A 24,505-nucleotide genomic window follows, 5' to 3' on the forward strand; every position below is an offset into this window, starting at 1 on the left:
TACTTTGAAGCTAATTGGTTCCACATGTTTCTCAATCCTTTCCAACTTATCGCTGATGATTTTAATTTCTGCGAGGAGTTCTTTTAGTACTTATTTCATGATTCACCCGCCTTTTCTATAGAAAATATTCTGAGTTTAGGTTCCGTTCTTGTTGACATCGAACGGAAATTTTTCTCTTTATTTTTTGGTAAGCTCTTAGGAGTTGATACGGATGTCTTTAGTAGAACGAATAAAAAGCCTTGCTGTCAGCAAAAAGATGACCTTTGCAGAATTGGAACGAGCGCTTGGTCTGGCTAACAGCTCTATTAGAAAATGGGATGCCTCATCCCCATCCAGCGAACGTCTTCAAAAAGTTGCTGACCACTTCCAGGTCAGTACTGACTATTTGCTAGGACGAACAGAAACGCCATACTATGCTCTTAAGGAAAAAGACGAACCATCTATCCAGGCAGACCTTGAACGCTTGATAGAAGAGCTGGATGGCTTCAAATACTCAAAGAAAATGGCAGAGTTTAGTGAGGAACCCAAAGAGCTACTAATTGCATCATTAGAACAGGCTGTACGTATTGCTAAAATGAAGCTAAACGTAAGTATACGCCTAAGAAATATCGAGATTGATCATGATTGGCGTTAAAACGCTTTATTAGATCCTTGAAGTCGAGAACTCTATTTAAGATTGATGAGTCCAAGGGAATTTACATATTAGAAACTGACTTGGGAGAAGTCATGGGCTATTACACCAGAGTCAGACGAATTAAATTGATTGTTCTTAATCGAAACCTGTGCTCCCATAAACACCGCTTTACTTGCGCGCATGAATTGGGACGCGCTCTGCTCCACCCAGATGAGAAGGCGCCAAGGCTGTCCACATTAAGTCTGACATCCAAACTCAAGATTGAACGAGAGGCTAATGAATTCGCCACACACTTATTGATTGATGATAGCCACAAAGAATACTCAATCGAAACCGTTGGCGGTGTACTGAAGTACTATGGACTTCCAACTGGGATGGAGCGATTTATACATAAGGAGGTAAATATCAATGTTTAATTCACTTGCTGATGGAGACCCAGGTCCTGACCACGGGACCTACCTAGATCGGCTTGCTACGCTTTATGAGAACAGAGGTTATGAAGTTCTACCAGAGTTGCCTGACGAGGAAGGGGCTAGATACGTCATCGAAAACGCAAGTTCCTTCCCTGCTGTGCTTGTTCCTAAGGTATACATGAAGGCACAAGTGGATGATCACACCCCTTTGATGTTTGGAGAGGTGGTACTGCTTTGGTGGCTAACAAGTCGTAAGAATATCTTCCCATACCCTCTTTATTATCAAAGGAAGTATGGCCTGAACGCCGAAGTCAGTCGACGTCGGCTCATAGAGCGAGGATACTTATCAGAGGATAACTCTTTGACTGATGCCGGTCGCACCATTATCGATAGCCACCAAGACATTGTGAGGAAGCATAAATCCGTCATGCTAGTTGGTAGGGATGGAACGATTGAATATATCTACAGAGATTAGTGGAAAATAAAAAAACGTCCTGAAGTAAACTGCACCCCATAAGTTGGACAATAAAAATCCAACTTATGGGGTGCAGTTCAAAGACTTGGCTCTTATTTTTATCGTTCATCATGCCCATCTAACAGGTCCAATATATAAGAAAAGACACCGGTAAACCGATGTCTCGACGGGTATATCATAACAAACGGTTGGGCGGCGTATCCAACATCTCAGTTACCTCTAAGAGGTGCGTCAGGTGCCTTTCTGACCTCGTTGTTATTCTACACTATTATTTTACCACTCTCGAAGAAGGGCTGTCAAGCCTTCGAATGCGGCCACTTCGTTGCATACTTTCTAGCTTGTCGTCTGTGACCTCATAGAGAGAAGCAACATAGTAGTGACCTTCCTTTTTGGCAAGTTTGACTGCTAGTAGGATATTGTCCCGATAGCACTTGATGCACTCAAAACTTGGTTGGTCCACTCGCCTATTGCGCCCGACAAAATCTGGATGGGCAATCATCTCTGGAATACGAGTCACATAATCTAGACAATTGGCATGATGATGCTTATGCATATGCTTACGTAGGGCCTTTTCGGACACTGTCAGGGTTTTAGAACTAGGCTCTAGCTGCGCCATCGCTAAAATAGAATCGGGTATTTTAAGTTGATAATCCATGCTATCGCTCCTTAATTAAGCCTATTATATCATAAAGATTACCTTCAAACATTGCGAGTTTAGCGAAAGCAAGACACAGTAAAAGGCACCGCGTCAGCAGTGCCCCATAACTTTTATAAGTCGATTTCTACTTGGTAGCCGTCTTGAATCAGAAGATAGTTGGCGCCTGCTTGCTTAGCCTGAGCTAGCTGCCTTGCATTGTCCCTCAAGACGCTGTCAAGGGTACACCAAGTGTCATCTACCCTTTGTTCAATGGCATTGGCATGTGCTTTGATATCGGCAAAGTGCTTTCTAATATAATCCTCACTCATGATTAGGCAATAATACTTAATCTAGCTAAGTTCGTCTGCTTCAAAGTCCTTGGCCCAATCAAAAGGGATATAGCAGCCTTCTACTATCAAATTCTGCCCATTCTCAATGGCTGTTTTAATCATCTCCCGCACAATCGGCCAGAGAAATTCGGTCAAGGTCTGATCATCCGTCATGGCATGATGGGGACTATGCCCACTCCGAATCAAGCCCATTTTGAGATGGTCGATGGATAGGTAGGGATAATGATATTTTTCCAATAGTCTCTGCGCGAGTAGTGTTTTTCCTGTATGAGACGCCCCCGTAATTAAGATAATCATACTCTTTCCTTCCTCTCAAATTCTATAGCAGAAGAGGCAGAGACGCTCCGTCTCTACCCCTTTAAAAGTCTAGTTTTCTTCGTTTTCTTCGTCACCAAATTCTTCTTCTTCGAAGTCTTGGTAGTCAAAATCAGCTGCCAGTGTGCGCTCTGCATCTAGTGTCAGCAGCACCCAACGAATACGGCCATTTTCAATTTGCGTGGTGGTCAGGACATAGTCGTTAACCCGCACCGACAAACGCTCATCATCATCTGGCACATAGCCGATAATTTGAATCATGAGGCCGGCAATGGTTTCCACGTCCTCTGATCGCACAGACTCATTGAAGGTCGCATTAAACTTATCTAGGGTAACCCCGCCGTCAACTTCCCAGTGGGTATCGTCAATAGCCTGGAAGGACTCGCTATTGATGTCGGACTCGTCTTCGATTTCCCCGACAATTTCTTCAATTAAGTCTTCTAGGGTGACAATCCCTTCGACACCGCCATATTCATCCTTAAGGATGGCCAAATGGGTTTGTTCGCGACGGAACTCTAAGAGTAGGTCATCTGTGTAGATGGTATCGGGCACAAACATTGGCTCATTGGCAATCTCACGTAAGTCTAAGTTATCAAATCCATGTTGGCGTGAGGCGCGCAAGAGGTTTTTAACGTGAATCACGCCGATCACATTGTCCTTATCACCTTCATAGAGTGGAATCCGCGAGAAAGGACTATCTAATAAGGCATTGATATTTTCTTCTAGCGGATCTTCAATATCAATCATCTGGGTGTCTGTCCGAGGCACCATGACCTCACGGGCCAACTTGCTATCAAGCGATAGCACACCCTGCATCATAGCAAACTCATCCGTGTCAATGGCCCCATCGTTGCGGCTGTTGGCCAAGAGAGCCTTCATCTCACTACGGGTGAACTTTTCTTCTTCTTTGGTAAAATCAATTGGCGTCAATCGCTTCAAAAGCCCTGTTGAAGCCGTCAGCAAGCCCACAAAAGGCTTGGCTAACCACTGAGTAACAGAGATAAAGCCCGCCGTGCCTAAGGCAATCTCTTCAGGCATCTGAAGGGCGACCTGCTTAGGATATAGTTCCCCTAAAACCAGGGTTAAATAAGATAAAACAAAGGTGACAATCAAAATCGCGACTGCTTTTCCGCCCGGCAAACTTGGCAACCAAGTCATAATTCGATCTGCAAAGGTGGTTGCAGCCGACGCACTAGAGAAGAAGCCTGCTAAGGTGATGGCAACTTGAATAGTAGCCAAAAAGTCGTCCGACTTATCCAACAATTTCATCACGCGTTGGGCTTTGACATTGCCTGATTCCGCCAGTTGGGTCATCTTTTGTTGGTTGAGCGAGACGAAGGCAATCTCTGATGCCGAGAAAATCGCATTAATAAAGGTCAGTACTAAGATTAATAAGATTTGTGTACTTAAATTCCCCGAGGGGTCCATTGTCGTCAATCTCCTTTTGCTTTTACAATATAATGTTAACTTTAATAATAGGTAAAAATGGTTCAAATTGCAAGAGCTAGGGACCAATAATACGTTTTCTTTTAGATATTTTTAATATTATATGAGATATCCATGAGAAAATATTGTGTTTTGCCCTTATTTTTGATACACTATATGAGATTAGGCCCCATTTTAGGGGGCAAAAGTTCCCCGGAAAGGAGTGCCGCTATGATTGAACAACTAGTCGTCCCCAAACAGCAGATTACCTATCTAACCGAAGCCGATAACTGCGCAAGCGCCTTGGATTTATTAGAAGATCAGGGACTACGCTGTGTGCCCGTCCTAGACGCCACCCAGACCCTCTACCGCGGTAATCTCTATCGCTATCACATCTATCAATATGCCTATCATCACCCTGATGAAGATTTGAGTTGCCTGCCGGTCACTCACTTCCTCAAAAACACGACTCGCGTAGTGCACGAGCAGGACTCCTTCTATCATATGGTCTTTACCCTCAATGACCTACCTTACGTAGCTGTTCTGGACCGTGACAATCGCTTTAGCGGTATTATTCGCCATAACACCATGTTGCAGTGGCTAGCTCAAGCCTGGGCCATGCCGAATGCAGGCTTTGCCCTATCAGTCGAGACCCTAGGTAGTCGTGGAGAACTGGCTCAAGTCAGCAAGTTAATCAATCGCTTTAGCGACATTATCTCTGCTACCACCCTGGAGAAAACCGATATGGATACCAAGGGCCAAATCCTCTATGCTCTGCCAAGCAGTCTAGACCCCGTTGAGTTTAACCAATTGGTCAAGCAATTAGAGCGACGGGGCTACCGCATTCGAAGCTACCGTATACATTAAGTAAGGTTGGAGTTAACTCCAACCTTTTTCTATAAGAAAAGAGCTCGATTAGTCAGCTATCGAGCTCTCTTTTTGTTCTAAGTTACTTTCCCTTTTGGCTAGCCAGGCGGCCATATCCTCAGGTAGAGGGGCCGATAGCACTAGGCGCTGGCCAGTGAAGGGCTGGGTGAAACGTAGTTCACCGCAGTGTAGGGCCTGGCGACTAAGCTCTTCCAAATGCGGGCCACCATAAAGGTCATCTCCAACTAGCACCCCACCTGCATCTTGCATATGGACCCGAATCTGGTGAGTACGTCCGGTATGAAGCCGAAGCTTGAGTAGACTGCTATCAGCAAAACCTTGCTTAAGCCAATATTCGGTGACTGCCCGCTGGCCACTTTCATGGACCCGTCGCGTGATAATTGAATCTTCTGTGCGCGCAATAGGGCAATCAATGACGCCGTGAGCCGGCCAGTCTGATTTTGTTGAAATGGCCAAATAATACTTCTCAACTTGTCCACCTTGGACCTGCTTATCCAACATGGCGTGAGCCAAACGGTGCTTAGCTATCAACATAAGGCCGGTGGTCTGGCGGTCCAAACGGGTGACAATATGGATGACCTGGTCTGCGTAGCCTTGGCGCTGATAATAGCCTTTAACCCGATTGGCCATGGCGGAATCTGGAATCCGTTTGGAAGGGATAGAGACTACGTCAGTCGGCTTATTGACAATCAGTAGGTCCCGATCTTCGTAGATGACCTGGATGGGAACATGTGAAGGCGGCACCGTCTCATGTGTGCCCTCGTCGGCCGCCACCAAGGTCAGGACATCGCCTGCTTCTAATTTGGCAAGGACATTGACTTCTTGTCCGTTCAGTAAGATGTTACCGCCTTCGAATTTGACATGTGATACGAACTTGCGAGGGATGCCCAGATGCTTAAGGTAGTCCTTAATCCGTACTGGATGGTCCCCCTCATAGTGCCATTGAAACTGAACCACGCTTATTTCGCCGCCTCATTGATAAAAGCTTCTAGCTCCGCCATCTTACTAGCGTGGTTAACATTGATTCCTGGCTTGCCCCCTTTAACAATAAAGGCATTAGGCACTTTATTCACACCATAGACTTGCATAGCAGATTCGAAGTTACTGTCATTAGCGTGTTTACGCGTATTGTAGTAATAAACGGTCACGCCCTTTTCCTTGGCCAGTTGGTTTAACTTAGGAGAGAAGGCATGGCAGTAAGGACACTCGTCAAAGCCCAGATAGATAATCTTAGCCCCATCTGCCGTTGACAAAATTAAGTCGTTATAATCCTGTTCGCTTATAATCTCCTTAAAGTTGGAATAATTGGAGGCCTTATGGCCCTCGCTCGTATCTAAGGTAATTTGATCTAAACTAGCGTAAAAACTCGCCTTATCAGATTCAGACATGGTCGCGATATTAGTATCTTCAGGAATCTCGACCTTTCTATCAACTTCTGAAACCGGCACATTAGCCACGGAGCTGTTTGAAGGCTGACTCGCCTCTGGTCCTAAATTACAAGCTGCTAGGCTCAAGCTTGTTAGTCCTAAAAGACTGAATTTGATGATTGCTTGTAGGTTAAAACGCATGTGTTTCCCTCTTTTTCTATTTTACTGACTTGTTAGTGTTTGATATTTGCATCCCGTTCCTGCTTATGGCCGATAAAAGAATTCTCTACGCGGTCCCAGAAATGGGTGTGGCGGAAGCTGGCAAACTTAATCCTTGTATCAGCCAACTGGAATTTGACTGACTGGATGCCCTTAGTCTCGCAAGTGAGATGGTCAATCATGAGCATGGTCTGAGCTTCTTCTTGAATTAGCAAGGTTAGGTATTCATCACGCGGAATAATCATAGGTGCACCTAGCGTCCGATAGACCCGATTATTAAGGGCAGCCATCTCTGTTAGTTGCAAGGCGTCTACGCGTGGATGCATGACAGCCCCACCTAGTGACTTGTTAAGGCCGGTGGACCCGGTTGGTGTTGCGATACAGAGACCATCACCACGGAAGGTCGCAAAGAACTTCTCGTTAATCTGAATCTCGGCCACCATGGTGCCAGCCATGGTCCGCAGGGAACATTCATTGAGGGCCAGCCATTCATGAATTTTGCCGTCTTTGCAAGCAGCCTCTACCTTAAGTAAAGGATAGCTAACATGGCCTTGCCCGCCAGAACGAGCCAAACTGTCGACTAACTCGTCTATTTCATGTGGAAGCCAATCAGCATAAAAACCCAAATGGCCGGTGTGAATCCCGATAAAGATGACACAATCCAACCAGTCCTGATAATCGTGGAAGGCCGCTAGGAGCGTGCCATCACCGCCAATGGTAATCAGGTAATCAGGCACCTGGCCAGATTCCACCAATCGGAAGCCTGCAAGCTCCAATTTATCCTTGAGGCTGGCCTCAATTTCTAAGGATTGGGGCTGCTGATTGGTATAAATCATAATTGCTTGTTTCATCCGTCAACCGTCCTTCCTTAGCGTTTGTCGAAGAGCAAGAGGGCTTCACGAATTTCATCGCGAATCTCCGACATCTCTTCGTCCAGGCGAAAGGCTGCCTCCGAGGCGCGCTCTAGCCGTTCTAAGATTTCTTGTGGGTATTCGCCTTGGTATTTGTAGTTGAGCGAGTGCTCAATGGTTGCCCAGAAGTTCATGGCCAAGGTCCGAATCTGCACCTCAACAATGAGTTGCTTGACTTCGCCGGAAGCCAGCTGGACAGGATACTCCAAAACCATATGATAGGAGCGATAACCGCTCGGCTTACGATTTTGAATATAATCGCGAATTAAGAGTACTTTGAAGTCCTGACGATTCTTCAAAATATTGGCCACTTCATAGATATCTTCTACGAACTGACACATAATTCGAACACCGGCAATATCCTGCACCCCTACTAGCACATCTTCTGGCGCAATCTTGCGCACTTCCATCTTCTCTAAGATGCTCTCCCGCGTTTTGACCCGTCCGGTTACAAACTCGATAGGCGCCCGACGATGCTCGATACGAAACTCCTTGCGCAGGTTTTTAAGTTTGAGCTTAAGCTCATCCACTGCCTGCTCATAGGGTGCCAAAAATAATTGCCAATCATCGATAAAATCATCCGCGATCATGCAACCCACCTCCTGATACTCACACCCTTCATTTTATCATATTTGAAGCCCCTTCGGCTACTAGAAACCTAAGCTAATATGCGACTAGATGCCATAGAAAAAGGAGCTAGCTCTCTCAGGCTAACCCCTTAAGTAAAACCTTATTCCTTCCAACCTACTAAGACCGTCACATCAAGTAGGAATTCAGCCGGTAGAGACTCCACTAATTGGCTGGCCTGACTTGCATCTAGGTGCCAAGTCAAAGGTGTCATCGCCACTAAGTCAGCCTTGGCTTGGTCTGTGAGCAGACGCTTTTCCTGTACTAGATAGGTTTGATGATGGCGGTAGTGGCTTTCAAAGACTTGTCGCGTTGCTTGGTTGTCGTAAGTTTGTTTAACCGCCTCTTGCCCTAAGGCCCGGCGGATTTCTGCCAAATATCCGGCATTTGGAATAACCTTGAAGACCCGTCCGCCCGGAGCCAAGACCCGGTCGAATTCCTGATAATTGGAAGGCGACAAGATGGACAATAGGCCATCGATGGTCTGGTCGCCAATAGGTAGCTGGGCCAAGTCCCCTACTAAATTGAGTTGTTGCCCATTAAAATCGGTAGCCAGGGCAATACCTGCCCGCGCCAAATCCACACCAAGTCCAATCCGGTGGTTCGGATCTTGAGCCAAGAGCCAGTCCAAGTGACTCCCTTCGCCCGAACCTGCATCTAGAATACGATAGGGTAAGTCTGATTGTCCTAGGCTGGCTTGATGGTCGCTTACTAATTGGTTTAGCAGGTCCTGCAAGGGAGCGTAATAAGCAGATTCTTGAATAAACCGCCGTCTTGCTTGGAATAGTTGGCGGTCATAATGGTCATCAACTGACTTATTGCTCAAAAAATAGGTACCTTGTTTATGGCTATCTACTCGGTGTCCCTGAGGACAAACCAAACTATAGCCCTCCAGGCTCAAGGCTTGATGGCAGTGATGGCAGCGTAAGCTTAGATGCCCCAAATGCGCTTGGAGCCAGTCCTGGGTCCGGTCTTTCTTGCTTTTTAATTCCGTCATGATAGGCTCCTTCCGCACTATACTATTGCATGATCGTCATTGGACATTATAGCCCTTATCCGCTGAATTTTCAATCGGGCTAGTCAATAACAACAAGAAAGGTTGGCACCCTAAGGTCCCAACCTAATACTAGGCTTATTCGATTCCGCGTTCAGCACGAATGACATCGGCAATGGTATCCACATAGCGGGAAACCTTCTCGTCGGTTGAGGCTTCTGCCATAACCCGTAAGAGAGGCTCAGTCCCACTTGGACGAACCAAGATACGTCCGTCACCGTTCATTTCAGCTTCAACCGCTTCAATCACTGCCTTAACAGCAGGCTCATCCATAACGGTGTGTTTGTCTCGTACGCGAATGTTAACTAGTTTTTGCGGGAAGATGGTCACTTGAGCCGCTAATTCAGACAGGCTCTTACCTGTTTCCTTCATTACGGCTAGGAGTTGAACGGCACTTAAGAGGCCATCCCCAGTTGTATTCAAGTTAAGGAAGACGATGTGGCCAGATTGTTCGCCCCCAAGGACATAACCACCTTCACGCATGGCTTCTACTACGTAACGGTCACCCACTTGGGCTTTCAGTGCGACCATGCCATGTTCTTCAATGGCCTTGTGGAAGCCAATGTTGGACATAACCGTCGATACGATGGTGTCTTTTTCTAGGCGGCCTTTAGATTTAAGGTGTTGGCCACAGATGAACATAATTTTGTCACCGTCAACCAATTCACCATTCTCATCTACTGCAATCAGACGGTCGCCATCTCCATCGAAGGCCAAACCAACCATGGCGCCTTTTTCTTTGACGAAGGCTTGCAGACCTTCTGGATGAGTAGAACCTACGCCATCATTGATGTTAATGCCGTTAGGACGGTCGCCCATGGTGTAGAAGTCGGTCTCCAAATCAGCGAAAAGTTGGTTAACTAGAGGTGCTGTTGCCCCGTTAGCTGCATCGATGCAGACACGAATGCCTTCCAAATCGCCCGAAATAGTCGATTGCAGGAACTGCAAGTATTTGATAGCCCCTTCTGGGAACTCATCGATGGTACCAAGACCGTCTGTACTTGGCCGTGGCAAGGTATCTTCTGGCGCATCAATTAAGGCTTCGATTTCTTCTTCCTGTTGATCAGAAAGTTTGAAACCGTCAGAACCAAAGAATTTAATCCCATTATCCAAGGCTGGGTTGTGGGAAGCAGAAATCATAACCCCTGCTGCCGCATTCTGCGTACGGGTCAGGTAGGCTACTGCTGGCGTCGAGATGACGCCTAATTGCATAACCTCAATCCCTACTGATAAAAGGCCGGCTACTAAAGCTTGTTCTAGTAATTGACCGGAAATCCGGGTGTCGCGTGCCACCAAGACGCGTGGATGCGCCTGTTCTGGTGCATGTTGCATTAAAACGTAACCCCCGCACCGGCCTAGTTTAAAGGCTAACTCCGGTGTTAATTCCGTATTAGCGACGCCGCGAACGCCGTCAGTTCCAAAGTATTTTCCCATTGTGTTTGTTTTCTCCTTCTTATTATGAGCTAATCTAAAGGTGCTCGATGCTTATTCGACACCTTGAGCGCCAGGATTGGCGTTATTGTCTTCTGTCACACCTGGATTGGCGTTGCCACCATTTTGATTGGGGGTTGTTGGGGCTTCTTCCACCGCACTGCTGGAGCTAGCGGCAGGTGTGCTACTGGTAGTATCACTGGTATCCGTTGTAATTGGGGTGACCGTCACAGCAACTGAAACGGGGCCTGAAAGATTGGCGGTGACACCCTCTGGCAGTTCTAACTGACCTTTGAGTGTGGCACTAGAGGTCAAGTTGCTGACGTCTACATTGACCTTAATATTACGGATGTTTTCTAATACTGAAGCCGATCCTTGAAGGGCAATTTGACTAGCATCAACCAGTTGATATTGGTAACGATAGCTATTGGATTCGCCTTGCGCGGCCACCACTAAGTTAACCGTCTTACGCTGTTGTGCGTTAAGCTCAACGTGTGCTTCTACTTCGCTAACATTGGCATTGACGTCCAAGAGTTTGTTGTCAGCATCCACTACCTGGAGTTTGAACTTACCGGTAAAGGTCCGGTTGTGAGCAGTTGTATTGCTGATGCGGATGTAGGCGCGTTTCACCTTATTGATATTTTCCTCATTGCCCGTCAACTCAACTTGACTTGGATTGAGCGTCACATTTCCAACTTCCATACCAGAGGCAATGGTACCTTCTTCGATTTCGTATTCTACTGGTACAGTCAAGGTCTTACGTCTTGCAACCTGGACGACTACCCGCGATGGGTTAATCTGATATTTGACACTGTCTGGCAAGCCTGGAATTTCTAATTTGAGGGTTTGTTGCCCTGTCTCAATACCGGTTAAATCTTCGGTTTGGACAACTAAATTGCCACTAGCTAGGGAAGAGACGATATTCTTAGGACCCGTTAGGGTAACGGTCACGGTTTCTTGCAGTTGGCTGACAAAGATATCATCGTCATGCTTACCTAATTTGACTGGGACGTTGGAGATGGTTTCGGTTGTATCCACACTGACTACTTGTTGCAAATTAGATAGGCTAGTCACTGAGGGGCTACTTGCCTGTACCATACCATAGAGGAAGACCGCAAAAACTAGAGAAGCAATCCGCAAGAACCATTTATTGTCGTACCAACGACTATTCCAAAACTTATTCATGCGGCACCACCTTTCTGCTTGTTAAAGAATGACAAGAGCTCATTAACCAGGCGGTTACGATTAGACTCAGCATTATCGCCTTGGTCGTCTCTACTTAAATATCGTTTTAAGAGCTCCTTGAGCTCCTTAGAATCTACATCCCGGTGCAAATGGTCTCTCATGGCTAAGCTAACCCCACCTGTCTCTTCCGAGACAATCAAGGTCACCGCATCTGTTACTTCTGACAGACCAATAGCCGCCCGATGGCGCGTCCCTAATTCCTTAGGAATGGCCTGACTACCAGATAAAGGCAGATAGCAGGCAGCAGCTGCCACGCGATGGCCCGCGATAATAACGGCCCCATCATGAAGTGGCGTATTGGGGATGAAGATATTAACTAAGAGCTGATGGGAAATAGCTGAATCCATAGGAATCCCTGTTTGGATGTATTCATTCAGACTATTTTCTCGTTCGATGGAAATCAGCGCCCCGATTTTCCGCCGCGACATGTACCAAATACTCTTGTCTAAGTCTTGAATCAATCGAGCAGTCGGATCATGCTCCAATCCCTTTCGTGAGCGAGAACTAACCGTACGGCCAATTGATTCTAGAGCTCTACGCAATTCTGGTTGGAAGAGGATGACCACGGCCACCACACCCCAGGAAATGATTTGTTGTAGCAACCAGTCAATGGTCTGCAGGCCAACAATAGAGGCAATAAATTTTGCGGCCAGAATCATGCCGACCCCTTTTAGCAAGTTCATTGCTCGAGTATTACGTGCATAGAGTAAGACACGATAGATAATATACCAGACAATGGCGATATCTAGGATTCGAACCAAGGGCTTATCCGCTAAGAATTGATTAAACCATTCTAACATCTTCTCCTCACCTTTCTCTTGTATTCGACTTATTATACCATAAGTTGGGCAAGGGAGAAAATTTTTGTATAGATAAGCTCCCAGATAATCTTGTCAACTGAAACTAGCAAGAACACGAGCTACCTGTATGACTATCTATTCTAAAAGAAAAAGACCAGCAACAGCTGATCTTTTCCTCTCGCAACTTAGCGAGCGCCCTTACCAAGCAGGACAATTTGTATGGTTTTAATGAGAATTTTGACATCTAGCCACAAGGACCAGTTATCGATATATTCGGCGTCTAACCGCACGACTTCCTCAAAGTCAGTAATATCACTACGGCCACTTACTTGCCAGAGGCCGGTAATACCGGGTCGTAACTTAAGACGTTTTTTATGGCCAGCAGAATAGGCTTTGAACTCACTCTCAGTCGGTGGCCGGGTGCCGATTAGACTCATGTCACCAATCAGAACATTATAGAACTGCGGCAGCTCATCTAAACTGGTCCGACGAATAAAGCGACCGATCTTGGTGATACGTGGGTCATCTTCTAACTTGAACATGAGACCCTTCATCTGATTGTATTGTTCCAATTCCTTCTTGCGCTCTTCAGCATCAGCGTACATGGAACGGAATTTATAGAACTTAAAGACCCGACCATTACGACCTACACGGTTTTGGGCGAAGATAGCTGGCCCCTTGGATTCTAGCTTAATCAAAGGCACTAGCACTAACCCTATTAAGAAGGTCAGGACAAGGCCAACTAAGGCACCTAGGACGTCCAGTAGTCGCTTAATTACCATCCACTCGTAATCATAGAATTTAGTAGAGAAAGTCAAGACACTAAATTTACCTAACTTGCGAACTCGGCGATCCGAATTGAGAGGAATCTCGAAGGCCGAAATATTAAGGCTTACTATAATTCCCATGGATTGGAAGAGCAAAAGGTAGTCTGAAATCTGCTCATCGAAATCACGGGACAAATTGAGGAAAACCTCATCAACAACATTTTGCCTAGCATAGCATTCCATTTCATCAACCGTGACTAGATGCTTACCTTTAAAAATATCAGGCAAAGCAATTTCTTGAGGAGCATCTAGTAGGGCAATCGCACTAATCTGACCACCCCAACCTTGACTTACCTTAAATCGTTCAGCGATGATATCTAATCGATCGGAAGTAGTAACTAACAGAACCTTACGTGAATATTTGAGAGTTGGATAGAGGTGTTGGTAATAGTACTTAATACTCGAATGAATAGCAAAAACCAAAAGTCCATTCAAAGCGACAAAAACCAGGGATGCAGTCCGAGGAATATAGAAATGACTTTTTGACATAAAGACCATCATGGTAATACCAACAAGAAAATACAAAGAATAGATAATGACTGATTTGAGTTGCTCTAGATAACCCCTATCAAACAAGGAGTTAAACTGGCTTGACACATAAAAAGCCGCTATATGGATCAGCAGCATGGTATTAACATCTTCTATATCAATATGGAATCGAGGTGAACTACTCTGGGTTAAAAATAGGCCTACTAATATGACACCCATCAAGTCAACCATACATATTAAAAATTTTTTCAAATCACGATCTTTCGTGGTCACAACAGGATATCCTCCTTACAGGAAAAGCCAAGGGCTTAGTAACAACATTAACCCATTATAGCACCTCTTACCTAAAAATTCTATGCTTATCACAATGAAAATTGATACTTATTGTTTTTCATCTATAAGATGAAAGAAAGTGCGCAAAATGTTTAGCAATAATATCATAAACTACAAACCCTTTCAACAAGGGGCTAGTCACATTCATCGCACTGACACCAAAAAAAGGCCGGGACTCTTATCCCAGCCTTTGTTATCATTTATCTAGTTCTATTGCCAAACGCTTGATGTAGGCCTTTAGACCTAATTCCGTTTCAGGATGGTTTAGACCATATTCAACCATATAGCGCATGTAACCCATTTTGTTGCCGACATCATGTCGGTTGCCTTGGCATTGGACCGCTAGCACTCGCTGGGTCTGATTGAGCTTATTAAGGGCATCCGTCAACTGAACCTCGTCTTCCTTACCTACAGGTAGGTCTTCCAAGAGATTGAAGATTTCAGGTGGCAAGACATAACGTCCTGCAATAGCCATGTGACTCTTGAGTTCGCTAGCCTTTGGTTTTTCCACCATATTGTCAATGTGATGAACAGGCAAGCCGACTTGACTGGATACTTCTTTGCCTAATTCAACAATCCCCATTTGTTCAGCTTCCTCATCAGAAACCTCCATAATGGCTACATTGGCCGTCTGGGTCTCTTGATAAAGGTCCATGAGTTGGCGAGTGACAGGTTTTTCACCCGTCATGATATTATCGCCTAGCATCACTACAAAAGGCTCATCCGCCACAAAGGCCTTAGCCGCTAAAATCGCATCCCCTAAGCCCTTTGGATAAGATTGGCGAACGAAGAAGAGATTAGCCTGGGTAGTCCCCTCTACTAATTTAAGCAAATCAGCCTTGCCTTTTGAGCGGAGGTTGTCTTCCAATTCAATATTGGAGTCAAAATGGTCCTCAATGGGACGTTTGGTTCTACCCGTAATAATCAAGATTTCCTCGATACCAGACGCAATAGCTTCTTCCACAATAAACTGAATAATAGGCTTATCTACAATCGGGAGCATTTCCTTGGCAAAGGCTTTAGTTGCTGGCAAGAAGCCTGTTCCATAGCCTGCCGCAGGAATGACAGCTTTTCTAATTTTCTTCATGAGGAGTCTCCTATTCTTTTAGATCAGATAGCAAGGTCGTGCGCAATTCAGCTAGAGAGGCTTGATCAGGGATATCGTAGTAAACACCATTAATGGTTTGGCCCTGCCCCTGTAACTGACCAAGTTCAAGTTGTAAATCGGCCTGACGATACTGGTTGAAGAGGCCCATCAATTGATCCAGGGACAAGTCAGTCGAGACAGATGTCATAAGTGACGCAACTTTCAAAGGATCTAGCTTAAAAGAAGCATCTTGCGCCTTATGCATCAGGGCTTCAAGCACTTGTCGTTGACGGGCTTGGCGGGCATAGTCACCGCTTGAAGAGAAGCGATCTCGCACATAGTAGAGGGCTGTCCGGCCATCTAAATAAACCGGCGTGTCTTGGTAAAATTCATAGCCATCAATGGTAAATGTTTCAGGTGGCACTACTTCTACGCCGCCCACTAAATCCACCAAATCTTCTAGCCCCTTCATATTAAGCGCTAGATAGTGTTGGATGGGGACGCCTAGTAAGTGCTCGACGGTTAGTTTGGATAACTCCGCACCACCATAGGCATAGGCGTGGTTGAGCTTATCCATGCCCTCGTAGCCCTCAATATTGACATAGGTGTCTCGCGGTAGACTAACGAGGCGTAAGGTTTTATGGCTAGGGTTCAGGGTCATCACCATGATGGTATCGGAACGCCCTTGTTCTGTCCGGCCCAATTCCCCCGTGTCAATTCCTAGAAAGAGGAAAGACATAGGCTCAGAATCTGGCGTTGCCTGAACTTGAGGCCCTTGCCACAGACTGGCCACTAGGGCCAAGACGACCATTAAAAGCAAATGCTGGAGTTTTGATTTCATCTAGGGAGCCTCCTAGTCAGCTTGAGTGGTTTGATTGGCGAAACCAATGATGGCTTCCTTGAGCACATCGCCTTCTAAGGTGTCGAATTCTGCCATCTTAGCTTCAATGGTAGCCAGCGGCATGGTATTTACCTTGCCTACGAAGATTTGATCATGTACTTGGTTATCTACAAATTCTGATGCCACCAAGAGCTCTTCATAGAGTTTCTCACCCGGACGAATGCCTACTTCAACAATTGGGATTTCTTTTTCAGTATGACCACTAAGCAGGACCATTTTCTTAGCTAAGTCATAAATCTTAACAGGTTCACCCATATCTAAGATGAAGACTTCGCCGTCGCGGGCATATGCTCCGGCATGAATGACTAAGCGGCTAGCTTCCGGAATGGTCATAAAGTAACGGGTCATGCGGAAATCGGTCACCGTCAGCGGGCCACCTGCAGCAATTTGTCGTTCGAAGACTGGAATGACACTGCCTCGGCTACCTAAGACATTACCGAAGCGAACGGCACAATAGGTAGATTGACTGGTCTTATTGAAGCCTGTCACAATCAGTTCGGCCACACGCTTGGTTGCCCCCATCACGTTAGGTGGGTTGACCGCCTTATCTGTCGAGATCATGACCATCTTAGGTACACCGGCTTGGTCGACTGCTTTGGCTACATTATAGGTCCCGTGGATATTATTCTTGAGGGCTTCCTTAGGGTTACGCTCCATCATCGGCACATGCTTATGAGCTGCTGCATGATAGACGATAGCTGGTTGATAATCCTGGAAGACTTGTAATAAGCGTGGGTAATCTTGAATATCTGCAATAACGGGCACATATTCAATTTCTGGATGACTCTTAATTAATTCATGGTAAATCAGATAAATGGAGTTTTCGCCATGACCTAAGAGAATGACCCGTTTAGGCTTGAAGCGACTGACTTGGCGACAGATTTCGCTCCCGATTGAGCCACCTGCCCCGGTCACTAAGATGGTTTTATGGCTTAACTCTTGGTCCAGGCATGACTCATCCAGGCGGATTTCCTTACGACCCAAGAGGTCTACAATGTCAATTTTCTTAATCTCATTGCGTTGTGGGCCAGCCCCTTGAATAACATCTTCAACCTTAGGCATTTTATAGACGGTTAAGCCCGCCTCGTTACACATTTCGAGGATACGTTCATATTCGCGCGGTTCAAGAGAGGGAATAGCCACAATGACTTCATCAATATCATATTCTTTGGCTAGGCTGGCTAAGTCATCGTAACGACCTAAGACCGGCACGCCACTTAGCTGTTGCCCCTTCTTATTGAGGTCGTTATCCAATATCCCCACAATGTCCAAATCACTGGTTTGAGGTTGATAGCTGTTCATGAAGGCCGCGCCTCCGTCCCCAGCCCCAATTAGGAAAATCCGGCGACTGGTCGCCACCTCCTGGCCGCGATCACGTTGGGAGTATAAGAGCTGCCAAATCAAACGTGGTGCAAAGACCAAGAAGGTACTCAAGAGAATGAAGAGAACCAAGAAACGAACTGAAAACTGAGGCAAGAAGACATAGCTAATGCCATAGCCCACCACACTGGAAATGGCGATGGTGGAAAAGAGCTTCATAAATTCATCTAGGGAATTGTAGCGGCTCATACTTGCTGCCAAGCCCATAAGATGGGTTAAGACTTGGTAAATTGCAAAAGTTAACCCCACATACACAATGTAGTCAAAGGGATTAGGGTTAATCAAAGTATAGAAGAGGACATAGGATACCACAATGGCTACAATAAAACTTATTAAGTCACTGATGGCCCAGAAAAATTGTTTCTGCCCCCGATTTAATCTTTCAACGATGTCTATTACATAGCCGGCTATATCTTTATTCAAAATCATACTGCCACCTTTTCTATAGATTTGCATTCTTTTGTATCAGTACTATTTTACTCTTGATTGGGTCAAAATACAATGTATTTTCGCTAAAAAGAGCTCCAGTTAGCCCATAGGACTCTGTCCCTGTCCTAAATAAAAACACGGCAAGGCTAACCCTTACCGTGTCGTTTGCTTATCTTCCTGAGCCTTAAGATGATCATGATAGCGTTGGCGATACTCTTTAGGACTGACACCCTCAGATTGTTTAAAGACCCGATAAAAATAGGCTTGATTCTGATAGCCAACCTTGACCGCAATCTGGGCCACCGACAGCTTAGACGCAATCAGTAAATCCTTGGCGATGGCTAGACGATATTGATTGATATAGCGGGACAGAGTCATACCGACCTCACGCTTGAAGAGTTGGCCCAAGTACATGACATTGACATGGAGGTCATCGGCCAAACTCTTCATGGAGATATTCTCGTTATAGCGTTCATAGATAGCCGCCAAGACTTCATTGACTATTGGCGGATAGAGGTGGTGACGCTTCTCACGTCCACCTAAATCCAAACTTTCCTTGAGGTGTTGGCTTAGCGAGGCAAAAGTCAGAGGCTGATTGGCCCCTTCATCTAGGAGACTGGTTGGGGTATGCTGGTTAGATTTAATATCAAAGTAATGCCGAATCAAGGCCGTTAATTGCACCACTTCCTGAGGCGCTAGTTCCTGCTCCTGACAAAAGGCCAAGAAGCTATCTAAGTCCGCATCCAGTTTAATGCTATTCTGATTATCGATGGCTTCATAGAGATGACCCACTAATTGATCGACTAACTTAACGGTCGTAGGATTTGTTTGGGAAGCGTCACTCTCATCCTGCCAAAAGATTTGCCTAGCTCGCTCTTCATCCCACTCCCATTCATAGAAAAGCCGTCGACTTTCAGCCTGAAGGAAGCTTTGAAGCTTGTGATGAATATTGGTCAAGCTCAGCCCAGACTGAATTTGCATCCCACTGTCTTGAAGTTTTTGACTAGAACCCGACTGGGGCATAATCCCTAGTAGCCAGTCACCTAGCACCATAATAGACCAACCGCCCGTAGCCAACAATTGGGGCTGACAAGTTTTTTGTGCCAAAACCCACTGCCAGTTGGGGGCAGTGACATCCTGGTAACGAAGAGGTAAGCTCCCTTGGCCTGTCTCTAACCAACTAGTCAGTTGAGCTTGCTCATGGTCCGAAATAACCTGATCTAGGGCTCGCTTATCCCGAATTTCTTGGGCTACTTGGCTAAGCACCCGATGGAGTTCTACCTTGTCGATAGGCTTAAGCAGATAATTCTTGGCCCCTAATTCCATACCTCGCTTAACGTACTCAAATTCCTGATAGCCTGACACAAAAATGAAGACAAAGTCCTGGCCTAGCTCCTTGGCTTGACTAATAAAATCAATCCCCGTCACGTTAGGCATATTGACATCGGTGATGACAATATCCACCGCTTGGTGACTCATTAAGTCCAAGGCTTCCTGGCCATTACCAGCTGTCCCTGCAAGTTGCAGACCTAGTTCTTGCCAGCGGATCAGGCGTTCTAAGCCTTTGACAATCATGTACTCATCGTCCACAATCAGGACCCTGAGTGGGGTGGGTTGAAAGGACACTTGAGCCATACACGGACACCTCCTTCTTCATTTATTTGATAAGATAAAGTAGCCTCGCCACCAAAATAATGATGGAGTCGCTCAGCCACATTAAAGATTCCAATTGACTGCCGGCTATTCGGTTCAATGGGTCGAGCTCCCTCTCTTAATCCTTGATTTAAGGCGCTGAGGGTTTCTGGGGACATACCTCTCCCATTATCAGAAACTTCAATCCAGAGCCTGCTAGTCAGGCTAGCTTGGTCGGCCACGCCTTCCACCCAGGCTTTGATGACTAAGTGATTATCACTTCTAGCGAAATCCACGCCATGCACAAAATAGTTTTCAATCAATGGTTGCAAGGTAAACTTAGGCAAGACGAAAGCTTGACATTCTGATGTCATCTCAATATCCACCTGCAATTTGTTAGGATACCGCACTTGGTAGAGGTGGATGTATTTACGACAGAAGGAAAGCTCACGCTCCAAGGTCGTCTCCTTCTCATCGCTAATGTTATTTCTTAATAAGGCAGCGAAATCATAGACGATATCGGCCAATTCATCTGCCCCCTCAGTCAAGGCACTCATGCGAATAAACTCTAGGGTGTTATACATAAAATGCGGATTGATTTGCGACTGCAAAGCCTTGAGAATAGCTTCGTGCTCGCGGGCTTCCATGGAATAGAGTTCCTGTATGTTAACCTGATACTGGTCTAACATGGTATTAATGGAGTGGGTAATTTCCCGCAGTTCATCCTGCTTATCCGTTTCCCGAATACGATAGTAAAATTGCCCTTCTCCAATTCGCTTGAGGGTCGTGACCATATCATGAACCTGATTGGAATAGGCCCCGAAGAAACGATAAAGCAAGGCCAAGAGGATGACTGCCACAAGTATGGTAATCAAGGTAATCACTAATACTGGACCCATAACCCGTTGCCAGATGATCGACTTAGGCAGAAGGCTGATGATTAGTAAATCTTCGCCCGTCTCCATGCGGCTGATCAGGTAGCCAGAAGGCACGTTTTCTCCTTTGATGACTGCTTGTAGCTTGTCTTGACTCAGCTTGCCACGTTCTAGGAGCATGCGTTTTAGCTTGGCATCGACGACGACAGTTTGAGCCTTTGTTAAGAGTGGCGACTCAGCCACCCCTTGGAAGAAACGATCGGCATGATAGTTGACTTGTACCTGCCCCAAACTATGACCAGAACGCAAGTCAAATAAAGGGCGGTCAAAGCCAATTTCTTTGCCCTCTTCTTTACTTATATCAGACGGCATCATCTTACGCCCACGTGTGTTGTCCGCGGTAGAGACAATCAGTTCTTTGGCATTATCGACATGGATAAGAATCGAGGTAATATCCTGAAACTCCCGATGAAGTCGATAGAGCTTATCAGGCAAGTAGAGATTGTACTGACGATTCATTAGAAAGCTCTCTAGCGACTCCTGGTAGCTATAATTGGCATAATGGCGCAAGGCTTCAATCTGCTTGGTTGACTCAGTCAGTTTTTGCGCGATTTTCTGAGTATCTTGGTCAGCCTGACTGAGTTCTGTCTGAATATGGTAGTGCATGAGATTGAGCTCAGCTAGGGCATTATTAATATTATGTTGATAGAGCAAGTAGACCGCTACTAGAGGCAGCAGAAAAACTAAGACCAAAATCAGGGTCGCATAGTAGCGTAAGAGCCGACTAAAGCGATTGGGATTCTTCTGGCTCATGCGGAATCACTCCTTGCCGACGCCACTCTCTCAAATAGAAGGACGACAAGCTAGTCACCCAGAGAGGGACCGCGAAGATAAAGGCCAAGGCCGGGAAGGTCATCACCACCCAGATAATAACCAAACTATAAACCAAGGTCAGAAGATTGGGACGTGGCGTCACCAAAAGTTGGAAGAAGCTAAACTTAATGAATTGGCTGGCTTCCCCCTGATAGACAACCCGCATTTGACTCTCTGCCACTAAAGCTAGGTTCACTAAGACTAAAACGGTCACTTGGATGACAAGGGCCACCAAGAAAATCATGCCCCTCATTTGAGACGTAATAAAAATTAACCAGCACAGGAAAACAGACAAGAGGGAATAGAAGAGATTAAGGCCCCAGCTATCACGACGGTTGGCCTTATAGCTATCCCAAAAGCCAGAGAAAGTCAGCAGGTCTGCCCGCCACTTAGCGCTTTGGTGGGCTTCAGTTAAAGCTGTCAGACTGGCCATAGTGCCAAAAATGCCCAAGCCAGCCAACCAACCTAACCAGAAAAAGGCAGCCACCTTCATCCAATAGTAGACTCGCATCATCATCTCAACAAGTTTAGTTTCCATGCGCTTCCTCCTCTATCTTACAATCAAGACTATTATACTCCCTTTGGCCATTTAGCGCTAGAGAAAACGGTCTTAAAGATGGCTCCGTTGGCTTCAGTGACGGCAGGAAGCCTAGCTCTTGCTCTAATTGGCCACCCGCCATGATATCCTCATAAGTCAGGAAATGAGCATCATAATCTTGGCCATTTAATTGGCGGCTCAAAACTACATTGAGTACCTGGCTAGGATTCAGAGTAGTCCATTGGAAGCCCCGTCCTTCACTTAGGTTGAGACTGGCCTGGTCCCAGATGCTGATCCCTAAGACATATTGATTAGTCCCTGGTGTCACGGCATAAATTCCAAGAGAACTCAAAACAAACCAGGCTGATAAGGAGCCGTTGTCCTCGTCACCAATGTAGCCCTCTTCTTCCAACTTAAAGGCCTCTAGCATGAGCGATTTAAGCAATTGATGGGCCATATGAGGGTAGCCAGCATAGATTGGCAAGTAAGGCAGATGGAAGCTGGGCTGATTGGACAGGGCTAGCTGGCCCCAGTCGCGACGGGCCATTTCTAACATTTCATGAATTTCATAGCCATAGCCATCCACCCGGTAGCTGGCAGGTTGATTAACTAAGGCCCGCAGCTGCTGATAGAAGGCAGCATCTCCGCCATGTAGGGCCACTAAGTCAGCTAAATTATGATAGACTGCGAAAGACTGCTGCCAAGCAGAGCCCTCGGTATAAGGACCACCCCAGGTTTGGCTAACAAAACCGTCTAAGAAGTGGCCTGCTTGATCCTTGGCCCGCATTAGGCCAGTCTCTTGATCGAAAAGCTGGCGGTAGTTGAGTGATTGCTGGCGGTAATACTTGGCTCGCTCGGAATCACCTAAAGCCTGAGCTACCTGACTAATACAGAAGTCACTATAGGCGTAGTCCAAACTTTTATTAACCGACTCTCCATAGCTTGCTGGCAAATAGCCCAAACGACGATAGTCACCCGCTCCCTGGCGACCTTCTAAGGGATGAACACTCTCTGTCTCAGCCGTATAAAGCATGGCCTGATAAAGCTCCTGGGCTAACTCCGATGGGACTAGGTCCTTAACGATGGCATCCGCAATGACCGCATCCACCAAGGTCCCTGGCATGAGCCCCCGTTCATCAGGAGACAGCCATTTAGGCAAGAAACCATCTTCTCGGGCGACAGCTAGAATGCCTTCTAGGAAGAGTGGCACCATTTCAGGCACAATTAAGGCATAGAGTGGGTAGTTAGTCCGGAAGGTGTCCCAGTAGCCATTGTTGGTGAAGAAGTAGCCAGGCTCCAACTTACCCGTATAAGGCGATTGGTGGATAGGCTCCCCGGTCTCCGACCACTCATAGGCCGCCTGAGGAAAGGTGGCCGTCCGATAGAGACAGTGATATAAACGATCGACTAACTTGCTCTCTCTGTGACTAACTGTCAAACGGCTAAGATAGTCTTCCCATGCGGCCACCGTCTGAGCGCACTGCTGATCCCAGGACTGGCCGAAGAAATTGGATTGCCGATAATTAAGCTCCAGCTGGGCTGGGCTAATATAAGAGGTCACCCATTCCAAGTGCAAGAACTGGCTTAGGACAGCTTCAATGCCATCCAACTCTAGCCAAAGTTGCTGAAGCCCCGCTCCCAAATTTACCACCTGGCAAAGCTTGAAGGATACACCTTCAGGTGCTTGCATGCGACTGTATTGACCATAGTGGCTGTACTTAGAACCTACTAGTTGATTAGTATAGAAGGTTAATTGACGACATTCTAGCTCATACCAGCCACTTTGGGACAGAACTAAGCTCATGACCCAATGCCCCTTAGGATAGCGCCGGTCAGGTGTCACCTTAAGGCTGGCCCCATCCCTCGTTGGACAACAAGCCACCTGCAAGCCGTCCCGCAAACGTTGGTAGGACAAAAAGCCTGGTCGAAATTGAGCTAGATCACCGCGATAGCCCGAGCTAGCCAATTCTCGACTGGCCTCAGCCGACAACGGACTCTTAAGTTGACCCCACTCCTTATCCGTTAAGCAGGCCACCTGCCAAGTCACCCAGGCAAAGTCCCCCATCCAGGGACTGGGTTGGTGGGTCAAACGAATCCCAAAGGCAGTCCCATCTTCCGGATGGAAAAAGCGTGGTTCCCCAGGCCGGGTCTCCAAAACAAAATGGTTCATGCCAAAGGGCACCCCAGTATAAGGCAGGGTGTTGCCCTGACCTAAGCGGTGACTATTCCGCGTCCCCCAACGGGTATCAATGGTTTGGTAAGGAGCTGACATCTCTTTTCTTCCTTTCTTTCAATCCTCAATCTTTGATATGAGGGAGTGCAAAAGCTCCCGCCTTCTGCTTTCGAGCCG

22 protein-coding genes and 1 pseudogene are annotated in these 24,505 nt (G+C 46.4%); 4 read left to right on the top strand and 19 right to left on the bottom strand.

All coding sequences use genetic code 11. The features are described from left to right. Positions 1–211: 211 nt before the first annotated feature. From V7R82_RS08180 to V7R82_RS08185, 3 genes are all read left to right on the top strand, one after another. A complete protein-coding gene (locus V7R82_RS08180; RefSeq protein WP_338542463.1) occupies positions 212–634 on the top strand; it encodes a helix-turn-helix transcriptional regulator in 423 nt (140 codons plus the stop codon). 92 nt (positions 635–726) lie between these two features. After that, positions 727–1,050 carry an ImmA/IrrE family metallo-endopeptidase gene (locus V7R82_RS09630; RefSeq protein WP_422388394.1) on the top strand — a complete coding sequence of 108 codons (324 nt, stop codon included), beginning with the start codon at positions 727–729 and terminating at the stop codon, positions 1,048–1,050. Then, positions 1,043–1,522, top strand: coding sequence for a hypothetical protein (locus tag V7R82_RS08185; RefSeq protein ID WP_338542465.1), 480 nt, complete (start codon positions 1,043–1,045; stop codon positions 1,520–1,522). The genes V7R82_RS09630 and V7R82_RS08185 overlap by 8 nt, the downstream gene beginning before the upstream one ends. Before the next feature lie 268 nt (positions 1,523–1,790). On the opposite strand, the gene V7R82_RS08190 is transcribed toward V7R82_RS08185, so the two are convergent. The 3 genes and pseudogenes from V7R82_RS08190 to V7R82_RS08200 all read right to left on the bottom strand — a co-directional run bounded on the left by V7R82_RS08190 (position 1,791) and on the right by V7R82_RS08200 (position 4,252). Further along, on the bottom strand, positions 1,791–2,177 hold the full coding sequence (locus tag V7R82_RS08190) for a hypothetical protein (RefSeq protein ID WP_314211472.1): 387 nt from the start codon (positions 2,175–2,177) through the stop codon (positions 1,791–1,793). Between the two features lie 113 nt (positions 2,178–2,290). Beyond that, a pseudogene (locus V7R82_RS08195) lies at positions 2,291–2,806 on the bottom strand (zeta toxin family protein). Between the two features lie 69 nt (positions 2,807–2,875). Beyond that, a complete protein-coding gene (locus V7R82_RS08200) occupies positions 2,876–4,252 on the bottom strand; it encodes a hemolysin family protein (protein WP_338542469.1) in 1,377 nt (458 codons plus the stop codon). 228 nt (positions 4,253–4,480) lie between these two features. Here V7R82_RS08200 and cbpA point away from each other — a divergent pair, with 228 nt between their 5' ends. Beyond that, positions 4,481–5,116 carry a cyclic di-AMP binding protein CbpA gene (cbpA, locus tag V7R82_RS08205; RefSeq protein WP_338542471.1) on the top strand — a complete coding sequence of 212 codons (636 nt, stop codon included), beginning with the start codon at positions 4,481–4,483 and terminating at the stop codon, positions 5,114–5,116. 48 nt (positions 5,117–5,164) lie between these two features. Here cbpA and V7R82_RS08210 read toward each other — a convergent pair whose 3' ends face one another. From V7R82_RS08210 to V7R82_RS08285, 16 genes are all read right to left on the bottom strand, one after another. Then, complete coding sequence (locus V7R82_RS08210; protein WP_338542473.1) at positions 5,165–6,094, bottom strand: RluA family pseudouridine synthase; 930 nt, start codon at positions 6,092–6,094, stop codon at positions 5,165–5,167. 2 nt (positions 6,095–6,096) lie between these two features. Then, positions 6,097–6,705, bottom strand: coding sequence for a thioredoxin family protein (locus V7R82_RS08215; RefSeq protein WP_338542475.1), 609 nt, complete (start codon positions 6,703–6,705; stop codon positions 6,097–6,099). A 32-nt stretch (positions 6,706–6,737) separates the two neighbouring features. Then, a complete protein-coding gene (locus tag V7R82_RS08220) occupies positions 6,738–7,574 on the bottom strand; it encodes an NAD kinase (protein WP_338542477.1) in 837 nt (278 codons plus the stop codon). Positions 7,575–7,591: 17 nt separating this feature from the next. Then, a complete protein-coding gene (locus V7R82_RS08225; RefSeq protein ID WP_291427342.1) occupies positions 7,592–8,224 on the bottom strand; it encodes a GTP pyrophosphokinase in 633 nt (210 codons plus the stop codon). 140 nt (positions 8,225–8,364) lie between these two features. Then, positions 8,365–9,258 carry a methyltransferase domain-containing protein gene (locus V7R82_RS08230; RefSeq protein WP_314393792.1) on the bottom strand — a complete coding sequence of 298 codons (894 nt, stop codon included), beginning with the start codon at positions 9,256–9,258 and terminating at the stop codon, positions 8,365–8,367. A gap of 135 nt (positions 9,259–9,393) precedes the next feature. Continuing rightward, positions 9,394–10,749: a phosphoglucosamine mutase gene (gene glmM / locus V7R82_RS08235; protein WP_070756244.1), complete on the bottom strand. Its 1,356-nt coding sequence runs from the start codon at positions 10,747–10,749 to the stop codon at positions 9,394–9,396. A gap of 51 nt (positions 10,750–10,800) precedes the next feature. Then, entirely contained in the window at positions 10,801–11,931 is a 1,131-nt protein-coding gene (locus tag V7R82_RS08240; RefSeq protein WP_338542483.1) for a CdaR family protein, read from the bottom strand. Beyond that, positions 11,928–12,791 (bottom strand): diadenylate cyclase CdaA, encoded by an 864-nt coding sequence (gene cdaA, locus V7R82_RS08245; protein ID WP_291430249.1) that lies wholly within the window; start codon positions 12,789–12,791, stop codon positions 11,928–11,930. Before cdaA ends, V7R82_RS08240 begins: the two co-directional genes overlap by 4 nt. Positions 12,792–12,976: 185 nt before the next feature. Further along, complete coding sequence (locus V7R82_RS08250) at positions 12,977–14,338, bottom strand: sugar transferase (RefSeq protein WP_338543770.1); 1,362 nt, start codon at positions 14,336–14,338, stop codon at positions 12,977–12,979. 298 nt (positions 14,339–14,636) lie between these two features. Further along, positions 14,637–15,527 (bottom strand): UTP--glucose-1-phosphate uridylyltransferase GalU, encoded by an 891-nt coding sequence (gene galU / locus V7R82_RS08255; RefSeq protein WP_070756241.1) that lies wholly within the window; start codon positions 15,525–15,527, stop codon positions 14,637–14,639. A gap of 10 nt (positions 15,528–15,537) precedes the next feature. Then, a complete protein-coding gene (locus tag V7R82_RS08260) occupies positions 15,538–16,368 on the bottom strand; it encodes an LCP family protein (protein ID WP_291430251.1) in 831 nt (276 codons plus the stop codon). 12 nt (positions 16,369–16,380) lie between these two features. Further along, a complete protein-coding gene (locus V7R82_RS08265; RefSeq protein WP_070756385.1) occupies positions 16,381–18,231 on the bottom strand; it encodes a polysaccharide biosynthesis protein in 1,851 nt (616 codons plus the stop codon). 159 nt (positions 18,232–18,390) lie between these two features. Next, the gene (locus V7R82_RS08270; protein WP_338542489.1) at positions 18,391–19,872 is read right to left on the bottom strand and encodes a response regulator transcription factor; all 1,482 of its coding nucleotides are present in this window, start codon (positions 19,870–19,872) and stop codon (positions 18,391–18,393) included. Beyond that, positions 19,830–21,557 carry a sensor histidine kinase gene (locus V7R82_RS08275; protein ID WP_338542490.1) on the bottom strand — a complete coding sequence of 576 codons (1,728 nt, stop codon included), beginning with the start codon at positions 21,555–21,557 and terminating at the stop codon, positions 19,830–19,832. The genes V7R82_RS08270 and V7R82_RS08275 overlap by 43 nt, the downstream gene beginning before the upstream one ends. Then, entirely contained in the window at positions 21,529–22,155 is a 627-nt protein-coding gene (locus V7R82_RS08280; RefSeq protein ID WP_338542492.1) for a DUF624 domain-containing protein, read from the bottom strand. The genes V7R82_RS08275 and V7R82_RS08280 overlap by 29 nt, the downstream gene beginning before the upstream one ends. Further along, entirely contained in the window at positions 22,145–24,427 is a 2,283-nt protein-coding gene (locus tag V7R82_RS08285) for a GH92 family glycosyl hydrolase (RefSeq protein ID WP_338542494.1), read from the bottom strand. The genes V7R82_RS08280 and V7R82_RS08285 overlap by 11 nt, the downstream gene beginning before the upstream one ends. Positions 24,428–24,505: the final 78 nt, after the last annotated feature.

Source organism: Abiotrophia defectiva ATCC 49176 (genome assembly GCF_037041345.1).
Taxonomy (GTDB): Bacteria; Bacillota; Bacilli; order Lactobacillales; family Aerococcaceae; genus Abiotrophia.